The sequence below is a fragment of the Seonamhaeicola sediminis genome (assembly GCF_004358095.2).
GTDB lineage: Bacteria > Bacteroidota > Bacteroidia > Flavobacteriales > Flavobacteriaceae > Seonamhaeicola > Seonamhaeicola sediminis.
Map to the genome: position 1 here is coordinate 436,707 of NZ_SMZJ02000001.1, position 11,607 is coordinate 448,313.

Annotated in this window: 6 protein-coding genes; all 6 read right to left on the minus strand. The window is 35.0% G+C overall.

Annotated elements, in window-relative coordinates:
- Positions 1-2 precede the first annotated feature (2 nt).
- Positions 3-2,264 (minus strand): glycoside hydrolase family 3 N-terminal domain-containing protein, encoded by a 2,262-nt coding sequence (locus tag E1J38_RS01650; protein WP_133354528.1) that lies wholly within the window; start codon positions 2,262-2,264, stop codon positions 3-5.
- A 23-nt stretch (positions 2,265-2,287) separates the two neighbouring features.
- Positions 2,288-3,640, minus strand: a complete 1,353-nt coding sequence (locus E1J38_RS01655; protein WP_255449753.1) for a family 43 glycosylhydrolase — start codon at positions 3,638-3,640, stop codon at positions 2,288-2,290.
- 4 nt (positions 3,641-3,644) lie between these two features.
- Positions 3,645-4,616 carry a Gfo/Idh/MocA family protein gene (locus tag E1J38_RS01660; RefSeq protein WP_133354526.1) on the minus strand — a complete coding sequence of 324 codons (972 nt, stop codon included), beginning with the start codon at positions 4,614-4,616 and terminating at the stop codon, positions 3,645-3,647.
- A 178-nt stretch (positions 4,617-4,794) separates the two neighbouring features.
- A complete protein-coding gene (locus E1J38_RS01665) occupies positions 4,795-6,648 on the minus strand; it encodes a DUF5060 domain-containing protein (RefSeq protein ID WP_133354524.1) in 1,854 nt (617 codons plus the stop codon).
- 6 nt (positions 6,649-6,654) lie between these two features.
- Positions 6,655-10,173 (minus strand): alpha-L-rhamnosidase-related protein, encoded by a 3,519-nt coding sequence (locus E1J38_RS01670; RefSeq protein ID WP_133354522.1) that lies wholly within the window; start codon positions 10,171-10,173, stop codon positions 6,655-6,657.
- Between the two features lie 380 nt (positions 10,174-10,553).
- Positions 10,554-11,606, minus strand: coding sequence for a DUF5627 domain-containing protein (locus E1J38_RS01675; protein WP_133354520.1), 1,053 nt, complete (start codon positions 11,604-11,606; stop codon positions 10,554-10,556).
- Position 11,607: the final 1 nt, after the last annotated feature.

The following is an 11,607-nucleotide window of genomic DNA, read 5'->3' on the forward strand; positions in this document are numbered from 1 at the left end:
ATTTATTTTTTTAGTTTAAATGTTGTTTCTAAATAGTCTTTTGAAGACGTACCAATCATAACCGTATAATCACCAGATTCTAATACTTTTTCCATTGTAATTCCTGTAAATTCCAGCATTTTTGGGGTTATTTTAAAAGACACCGTTTTGCTTTCTCCAGCATCAAATGCTATCTTTTGGAAACCTTTTAGTTCTTTATCAGGACGTGTAACTGAACCAATTTCATCCTTAATATACATTTGAACCACTTCCTTAGCTTTAACATCGCTTGTATTTGTAACTGTTATGCTAACTTCCAATTCAGTATCTGGTGTCATTTCAGAATTTGAAATTTTAATATCAGAATATTCAAAATTAGCATAGCTTAAACCATGACCGAATGGGTATAAAGGCCCTTTACCAAGGAACAAATATTCTTTTTTATAATTGATTTCTTTCATACTATAATGAAAAGGCAATTGCCCTATAGACCTTGGAATGGTTACAGGCGATTTACCAGAAGGAGAAACTTCTCCAAAAATAATTCTGGCGGTAGATTCATCACCAAATTCACTTAAATCCCAAGTGTCTAAAATAGCATCGGCATGCTCCGCAATGGCATTAATAGAAAGTGTTCTTCTATGCTTTAATACCACAATAACTGGTTTACCCAAGGCTTTTACACGCTCTACTAATTCATCCTGTGGGCCTACCGGATCTATGGTGGCTCTATCACCTAAAGCATGATTAAAGAAAGCTTCTTTTGAGGTAAACTCATCGCCTCCCATAAATAAAACAATAACATCAGAACTTCTAGCAATGGATACCAATTTATCTAAGGCTTTTCCATCTCTTGGCAACAATTTTGGTTCACCACCTTTTTCATCTGTTAAATGAAACCCTTTTTCTGCAACAAATTTAATATTGTCGCCTACCACAGATTCAAACATAGCTTTGGTATTTTCTGTAACAAGAGGACCTAAAAGAGCAATTTTAGTAGGTTTTTTAGCATCAAGTGGCAACGTTTTAGCTTCATTTTTTAGGAGAATAATAGACTCTAAATCTGATTCTTTTGCTAATTCTAAAGACGATTCGGCTCTGTTTCCTTTCTCTACATCTTCGATATTAATGTAAGGATTATCAAAAAGCCCTAAAATGAATTTTGTTCTTAAAACACGTCTTACAGATCTGTCAATTAGTTTTTCAAGTTCTGGATTTTTCTTTACCATTTCAGGAAGATAGGCATAAGAATCTTCTGCATATAAATCGATATCAATTCCAGCCTCTAGTCCCATTTGTGCAGCAGCTTCTGGAGATTCGGCAACATTCATAAAATAAAATAAACGGGCTATATCATTTGAGTCTGAAACTACATAACCTTCAAATCCCCATTGGTCTCTTAAAACACCAGTAAGCAACTCTGGATTACCATGAGACGCCACACCATTAATATCACCATGTGATGCCATTATACCTAAAGTTTTAGCTTCCTTAACCGCAGCTTCAAAGGGCGGATATATTTCATCAATTAATGTTCTAGGAGAAATTTCAATAGCTGCAAAGTTAGAGCCACCTAACACTTGTCCGTAAGCTGCAAAATGTTTAGTCACTGCACCAATATGGGTACCATTACCTAAGCCTTCGTAATTACCTTGTACACCAATAACAGCGTTTTTTACCATTTGCGTGGTCAAATATGTGTCTTCACCAAAGGCCTCACTCATACGACCAAAACGAGGATCGCGCACTAAATCTGCTTCAGGTGAATGGCACATGTGCATTCCTCGTAGTCTTGCTTCTCTACCCACAACATCCCATTGGCGCTGCACCAATTCTGGGTTAAAAGATGCTGCAGATGTCATTGGGCGTCCAAATCGAGTACAACCCTCTGCATCAACACCGTTGTATGACTCTGTTACGAATAACGCTGGAATACCCCAACGGTTATTTTCAATGATGTATTTTTGAAGTTCGTTGTTCATTTTTGCGGCGGCAACGGCATCAATATGCTCTCCAGGGTTTTTAATTCCTGCAATGCCCAACTTTAATTTTTCTATAACTTTTTTTGACAATTTTAAGTTGCCATTAGCATCAGGTTTTGTACCAATATTGGCATGAAAAATTCGCATTTGTGCCACTTTCTCTTCAATGGACAACTTTGGTAATAGTGCTTCTACACGTTCATCTATTGACAAAGAAGCATCTTTGTAATCTTTGGAATTTGAGTCTCCCTTTTCACATGAAACAAAAACTGCCAATAACGCTAAAAAAAGTAATTTTCTCATTAGTTTGTAATGTTTGTATAGTTTTAGTTATTAAATGTAAATCGATTTATTGCTAAGGTTTGATGATTATTTTTAAACACAAAGCAAATTGAGTTTACATCGTTTAAATTTTTTATATCAAATTGTCTTTTTTGAAAGGTATAAATATCATTTTTAGGTATTTCTAGGATTGCTAATAATTTACCATCTGCATTGGATTCTCTTAATTCAATTTTACTAGCCTCGCTTGATAAAACTTCTAACTCCAACACTGTTTTATCATCCAACCCTTTCACATTAGGGTAAATCACATAACTGATATCTTTTAATGGTTGAATAGAAAATCCTCCTAACGTGTTTTCAACTTTTTTGACACCTTTGGCATTAAAATAATCCTCTGCCTCAATACTCATATCGGCATCATAATTACCTACTCCAATACCATCAACTCTTATGGCCGCCATTTCGCCATCGTCCTTATAATGAATATAACTTATAAAACTATCCCTAAAATAACGATTTCCTGTTTGACTAACATCACAATAAATATAATACCATTGGTTATGCCATTCAAAGAAAGACCCATGACGCCCTTGTAAAAACCCATTAGGCCATGTGGGCGCCTCAAAACCTTCTGCAAAACTAGATTCCTTTATCACAGAATCTTTATAATCATACGGTCCATAAAGATTATCAGCCATAGCATAAAAACAACCCCATGATAAATAATACTTGCCGTTATATTTATGCACAAAAGGCTTATCGTCTGTTGGCATTTTTTTGTTGTCTCCATAGGGATTATAGGGCCCTCGTGGGTTATTTATTTCAATTTTCTTTGGTGATTCTGCTAAACTTATCATATCCTCATTTAGTTTAGCTATATAATAATCCCATACACCAAATATGATATAATGTTCACCATTGTCTTCAAAAATGGCCATATCGTATTCATGTGTAGGTGTTAAATCTGAGGACAATAGTGGTTTACCTAAAACATCCTTCCAAGGGCCTACTGGTGTTTCTCCAACTACCACCCCTGTTTGTTCGTTACCTTCGGAAAAATAAAAATAATAGTTCCCATTTCTATAGGCCGCATCGGTAGCCCAACATCTTGAAAATTCTTTTCCAATATAGGTATCTTTGGGACTTAAAACACTGCGCTTGGTCCAGTTAATCAAATCCGGTGAGGACCATATCCACCAATCTTCCATAATAAATTTATCATTGTCAATAGATTTATCATGCGAAGCATAAACGTAAGCAGTATCGTTGTATATATGAATATGTGGATCGTTTAACCCGACGTTTGGGACTATTGGATTTTGCGCGTAAACGGATGTTACAACCAATAACATTGCACCGACAATTCCATTTGTTATTTTAAAAACTCTTTTCATTATCTTATTCAATTCCGCAAAAGACATCCATAATTTTAGTGACTACTGCGGCTTCTTCAACCGAACATGGATTTTCATTTTGTCCTAAAAAGTAACTAACCACTTGTTCTATCATAGGTTGCTGCACATGTTTAGGATTTTCAAACTTAAAAGTCTCCGTTTTATTACTAGTTTCAACACTAATTTCATCACTGTAAAAAGAAAACGAAATAGTACCTTTTTCTCCAGTAATAATGCATCTATCCTTATCTTTAGAAGCAGCGAAATCCCAACTACCTTTAAAATGAACACCGTTTTTAAATGCCACTTCACCCTCAACTAAATCATTTGAGGGAGCTTTACCAGTAACATTACCTTTTGTTATTTTGGCAACTTCACCAAAATAATAATACATTAAATCTATTTGATGTGGTGCTATATCATGAAAATAGCCACCACCCGAAATCTCTGGATTAAGTCTCCAATTTTCATCAGTTTTAGCTATTAAATTGGCGTTTTGAGATTGTGCAATATTAATTTCTGCCGAAGATACTTTACCAATTACATTGGCATCTAGCAATTCCTTTACCTTCATGAATAGAGGTAAATTTCTACGATAGTGTGCTACAGTAACTTTTACATCACTTTGATTCAACACCTTTAAAAGCTCATCGGCTTCCTTACTATTAAGCACCATGGGTTTTTCCAAATACACATTTTTACCTGCTTTAATAGCTTGTTTTGTAAAGTTTAAATGTGAAGAAGGAGGTGTTGCTATATAAACCGCATTGACCTTTTTATCATTAATTAACTCTGAAGCACTAGTAGTGTAATTAGGCACATGATGTCTGGTGGCAAAATCTTTTACTTTTTCCTCATTTCGACGCATGACGCTAATTAAGGCAGAGTTTTTCACCTTTTGAAACGCAGGGCCACTTTTAACTTCGGCAACATCGCCACAACCAACAATTCCCCAATTAATAACGTTAGAATTCATGTAATTAATCACAATATAATTTAAAGGCTAAAGATATAATAGGACACCCCAAAATCCGTCCTGTACTGTTATGGTAAAACAAGGTCAATTGGTTAATTAAAGCCATGTCTATTTCGAGATTATGATGTTAAAATCTAATCCATCTAGACACTATCTTGATAATGCTAAGGCCTATTCTTTATAGCTTTTGAATTAAAATAATCCAATCCTTTTCAGGTAGAGAGGGTGGCGCACCTAATTGCTTTAAGCCATCAGACTTAATCGAAGTTATTGAACCCTCTTGAAGGCTACCCCCATTTCTGGGGTCAAACCATTTAATCTCAAAGTCTTCACCTGAGTTTCCTAAATCTAAAGTCACATGATCTGCATTGGCCTCTACATAAATTGCATAAACCTCTCCTTCCTTAGCAAAACAATAAGCAATGTCTTCTGAAGATACTAAACCATCTTTAGGCTCCATATCCCAAAATGGGATATAGTTGTTGAAAAAATCCAAAGCATGTTTATTCTGATCCCAAAATAAATCCCGACTTCTAAAGTCCTGACAGGTTAAATCTGAATTAGGACTGGCATAACCAAAATACCATTCTACACCATAACCACCAGCCATGAGTGTCCCATACATAGCTCTACTTCTAGCATAATTGTGTTCTGGGTCTTCATCGTCTGGTAACAGTGCAATATTAGCTTTCCCTGGTTCATCAACAGCCAATGCCCATTTTTTTCCAGTGGCATTTGACAATCTTCGCCATTTTAAAACTCTACCATGAACATCGTTAAAATCAGGATGACTTAACTGGAGAGATGCTCCTGTTAATGGGGATTTATCGCCAACAAAATCATGGTATCTATCGTCTTTATTAGGGAACGTATGCAACACTAAATGACTCTTATACGCATCTAATTTTGAAACATAATTAGCTACTTTCAATACTTCCTCTGTAGGTTGATTATTCTCTTCACCTAGATTCCAGTTCATGGACAAATGATGCCCGAAACGTGCAATAAGTTCACGATAGTATAATTTACCCTCTACACCAAACACACCTTTGTCCATTAAATGATCTGTTTCAGTTTCGTGGGTTTTAAAGTGTAAAAACATACCTTTAGTTTCGGCATATTCAAAAATACGCTCCCATTGATCCAATTTCGACACATCGAAACGTGTTTTATAAAACATGGTTTCCCAGGCTTCTTTATTTTTCTTTACACTGGCATACCTTTCATAGTCTTCAATAGGCACTTTCAAAAGGTGCGGAAAGATATTTCTATCATCACCATCTACATTGAAGGTTAAAAATGAAAACACATTTAATTCTTTACTAGCCAAATAGTTAATAGCACCCAAAAGGTTTTTACCTTTGGTTTGTTGCCATAAATAAGGTGTTGCAATTTCTTCAAAATCTTTGGCATGTGGTTCCCAAGCCTTTTGAAATCCGAGTGCATTTGTAGATACATCAAAATCTATGTAAGCCAATAAATTCTCAGGCGCATCCACTCCCAATTTTATAAAATACTTTTGGTTATCGGCAAATTTCAAATAAGATTCTCCAACGTACTGTAATTTACCTTTAGCCCTATTATCAATACCTGTTTTATCAGATTCAGTAATCATAAAATTACCTGCTTGACCATCCATAAAACCAGCGCTGGAGGCATTGGTAATATCTTCAGCTATGGCAACATTTTCGCCTTCTTTGAAAGAAACTGTATACGTCCATTCTCCTGTAATATTTGGTGTAAATCTAACTTGCCAGATATTACCAGTATCGCTACTGGTATTAGCTGCATTACCATCGGCAGCAAAAAATCCAGGAATAACAAAAGTTTCTTCACCATTGTTGAAAGTAACATCTAACCGGTAGTTTAAAAATGGATTGTTGTCGTCCATTTCACTGGTATGTGGGCCTTCAAAGTTTAGGGTAACTCTATGCCATTTTTTTAATTCGCCATCAATGTTTACTTCTTTATAGTCTTTACAAGAAACTAAGGCAAAAACAGCACATAGTATTGAAAAAAAACGTTTTATCATCGCCTATTAAAAGGAATTAATTTTAAGCTGAATCGTATGCTTCCCTGGTGATAATCTAATATATTCAAAAGCAGACGGCACTTTTTCTCCATTGTGAATTAAATCTTTTCCATTTAAATCGTTTAAAGAAAATTCAGCCACCATATTCCCTGGAATTTCAATTTCATAAGTTTGTAATCTAGCACTATTGAACTTGTAACTCGCTTTTATGGGGCCTCTAACCGTTGGTACTGTTATCTCACTAGATTTCAATTTACTCATTTGTGGTTTAATAGTGGCTATACCAAAACCAGGTGTTTTTGGTTTTATACCCCACATACCTCTTGGAATTACATTTGCTGGTGCCGCTCCCCAGGCATGATTCCAGTCTAAATTTACTTTATATTCATAATCCCAGGCTTCGAGACTAATTGTTGAGCCTACTCTAATCATGTTGTACCAACTTCTTTTAGCCTTACTAGCTAATAATTCAAGTGCATAATCTGCTTCACCAGCATTATACAAACCATCCATTAAAAACTGTGCACCGTATACGCTACAAGCCATTCCTCGAGATTTCACATAATCTACAACAGAACTAAAATGTTCTTCTGGTACTAGTCCAAAAGCCAAAGGCATCATATTGGCATGCAAAGAAGCATGGTCTGTACCAATACCGTCTACATAAATGCCACGTTCTTTGTCGAACATTTGTTCATTCACTGCTTTTTTAGCTTTGGCTGCTCTATATTCAAAATCTAAAGCTTCTTGCGTTTTTCCTAATATGGTAGCAAACTCAGCCATAATTTTCATGTTCTCATAAAAGAATGAATTAATAACTGTACTATAAGGCTTAAATACAAAACCATCTCGTTCTCCTTTGGTTTTGCTTCCTGCAAAATTAGCTGATGGCCAATCTACAATATCCGTTAATGGTTTCCTATAACCTTTTTCAAACCCAAGCTTATACATAAACTCTTCAGTAACTTTTGTAGAGGTTATTAAGCCATCTTCATTAGACAGTTCAAAAAGCGTTTTATGTTTTAGTGGCTCATAGTATCGCTCTATTAATTCTGTATTTCCAGTATACATGTAATCTGCATAAATTAATAACGCTACATGCTGTTGCCACTCTGTTGGCCACGTAGGATTTTTCATAAAATATTCAATAGTACGTCTTGCTATTGCGTATTCCCTGTCTGTGGTGTAATGGCTTAACTGATTAAGATACGCATCGGCTTCATAAGGAATGCGTTCTCTGTCGCCATCTACATAAAGACCAGCAAACGTGGTTGCTTTAATGGAGTATTTGCAGAAATCCCAAACTTGGTTTAAAATATCATCATTACTTTCAAAGCTACTTGCATTATCATCCCAATAGCTAGTGTATCTTAATTGTTCGAAATCTTCTGCTTTTAAAGCTGTTTGAGCACCTTCAACTTCCGCATATCTAAACGGCTGCAAAACAGGCCACCCTTCTTGCAAAGGAATTGCTTTACTTGGCCCTTTAAAGCGCTTATCTGGAACAGGATCAATAGCTATTTGGTACTTTGTTTTTCCAGGGGTTACATCAACCTTAATTTCTTGATAGCGAATGTTACTTTTTGCTGGTGGTGTTCTATTTACATTCCCTTCGCCATCCAACATTTCGCCAATTCTAACCGTTAGGGTATGGGGTTCTGTAGCTGTGTAATTGAAATCGATGGTTGCAAAAGCTGCCTTGCCAAAGTCCATAAAGTAAAAGTCTCCTCTGTTTTCGATTTTAACTGGATGTACCTTATCTATAAGATATTTGTTCTCTGTTGAAATGATATAGCTATCACTTTTTCCTGTGGTGAATTTTTGAGCTTCTGAATAATCGACTACTCTGTTTTCTTGTTCCCAAATTCTAACTTTCCAATAGTAGCTTTTTCCAATTTCTAAAGGACTACCTCCATACTCAACATCTGTTGATTTACTGGAGGCTACTCTTCCACTATCCCAAACATCGCCATTGTTGTTATCAATATTCTTCAAGCTTGATGCCACCAATATTTGGTAAGCCCCTTGGAACTTAGAACCTAATGGTACCGTCCAACCAAACTCAGGCTTTAAATCAAAAATTTCTACATCAGACTGTGGTTCTCTAATTAATTCAACTGTTAAATCTGTTGGTGCAGCACGGTATTCATCACTATTTTTCTTAATAAGTTCGTCAAGTTTAGCTCTTAACTTATCGGCTACAGCTTTATATTTTTTCTTACCTATTAAATTTTTAACCTCTTGTGGGTCTTTCTCTAAATCGTATAACTCTTCTAAAGATTTATCGTTTACATATCTGAAATACTTCCATTTTTTTGTACGCACCCCTTCACTTGGTGGAATGGGTTCAAAATCCCATAGATGCTCTATAAGAATGGTGTCTCTGCCTATATTATTAGTTTCTTGATTCACAATAGGCAGTAAACTTTTACCTTGCCAGGTATCAGGCGCTTTTACTCCCGCTATATCAGCAATGGTTTGTGGCACATCTATGTTGAGTACCATGTCTTTAATATCTTGATGTTTATCTACTCTAGGATCAAAAATAATTAATGGTACACGAACGGAATTGTCATACATTAACCATTTTCCAGCAAATTGGCGTTCGCCTAAAAAGTAGCCATTATCTCCCATTAAGATAATCACCGTATTTTTATCTATACCTTTTGCTTTAAGTTTTTCTCGAATTTTTTTGATTTCTAAATCAATTCCAGAAATCATTCTATAATACCCTTTTAAACTATGCTGATATTTTTCTGGGGTGTCATAACGCCAAGTCCAACGTAATCTATTAAAACCATCTCTTACCATTTTTGGTTGTGCTAAGAAATATTTATCATCGCCTAGTGCTGGTTCTGGAATGGTAGTATCTTGAAGAAGCCCGTCTGTGGTATTTTGCCAAAAGTACTGCTCTGGGGCACCATCATGGGCATGTGGAGCACTAAAACTTAGGGATAAACAAAACGGTTTTTCATTGGTGGCATTTTTATCTATAAAATCTAATGCTTGTTGCCCTGTATATCTTGTTAAATGTACCGTGTCATTGTCTATAGTTTTGTAATAATACCCTCTTCGGTCTTTAAAACGATTGTTTCTATCATACTCATCATATTCATCAAATTGTTTCTCTAAACCGTTATAACGTACACCGTACTTTCCAAAAAAACCTGTGTAATATCCATTATTTTTGAGGAGGGTTGGATACGAGTTTGCCATGTATTCATCACGTATATTCCCCGTTTGGAAATTATAGTTATGGGTACGTTCGTGTAAACCTGTAAAAATACTTGCTCTACTAGCTGCACAAATTGGTGTAGTAACAATAGCTGTATGGAAATAGGTTCCAGATTTTGCTAAATCATCCATTTCTGGAGTCTCAACAAATTGATTTCCTGCATAGCCAATCGCATCAAAACGCTGATCATCTGTAAGAATAAAAATGATATTTGGTTTGTCTTGAGCAATTACAACATTTAAGCTAAAAATTGCTATTACAAGTCCGAAGAAAAAATTGGTTTTAGACATTAAATTATTATTAACGGTTAAAAATTTTAATAGTGTATAAAACTAAATTATTTCTAATCTTGCTTTATCCTGCACTATCCTGAAAAAGATAGGTTTTTAACCAAAAAAACTCTCCATGATAAATTATTTCTATCATGGAGAGTAATGACTAACTCAAATAATTTTACTTACTCTAAAAATTTAAACTCGAATATGTAACAAAAATAGGGGGATATAAAATTATATCTATCCTGTAGTATCCTGAATATTAAAAATTTACCAGAAATTATTCATTCTATAATTCTAAAAACTAATACAGCCTATTATTTTCAAAGTAATCCTAAACAAAAAAAACGAGCCATAATAGCTCGCTTTTTTATTAGTAATTAAGGTTTATTTAACTAATCTTCGTTTATAAGTTCGATAGTAAACTGTTCAAACACCACATTTCTGTTTCTAATTACTAACGTATCCTTAACTGCATGTGTTTCATTATTAACAGCATCTGTATAAGTATAATCTAAGTAGATAACATCACGTTGTTCACCTCCCCAAGCATCACCATCTTCAACAAATCGTCCAGATCCAGACACATTGTAAGGATCGTCTTCAGCACTAGTTATAGTACATGTTTCATCACTATTAAATAGTAATTGGATATTAACATTTCCTGGACTAGTAAGTTCTCCTCTACGTACACGATTATCATAATTTACACTAGACCTTCCACTTGTAATTAAATCAATCACCTCATCATCAACAACAAATTCTGCTCTATATTCAGAAGTCGTTACCTCACCTGAACTATTTGTCATAACATCAGCTCCACGACGTAGATATTTACCCTGATATTTGTTCATAAATTTTATACCAAAAAGCGTATAATCTTTAGGAACAGGGTTCCAATCTTCATCTTTTATTTTAATAGGGTTATCAATAAGAGGAACTCCTGTTAGTAGAGAATCTAATCCCTCATAATCTGTTATTCTCAGAGGAATTACATAATGTGTTTCATCTACTCCTGCAAAAGCTAAAGGATCGTCAAAAAAGGCATCTTCTAACTGAACCGGAATACGTCCATTTATAGAACCCGCGGGAATAGTTACTGGGCTTGACTGTTCTATTGTATAATAAGAAGCTGGTAGTACTTGTACATTCACAGAATCTACTCCTAATAAATCTGCATCTATTAAGTCTGGAGCTAATTCAAAAAACACTCTTCTATCCATGCGATTTTCAACAACTCCTGACATTACAACGCCAATTTCAAAACGACCATTATTATCATTGTCATTAAATCCCAAATCGTAATTACCCTGAACTAAAGTCCTAGCAGGTCTTTGATAAGGAAAAAAGACCGAAGTTGATCCAAAATCTGCAGCTATATTATCTTGATTTTCACAAGCCATAATACTTAGAAGGACTGCGAAAATTATAATTAATTTTATTTTCATG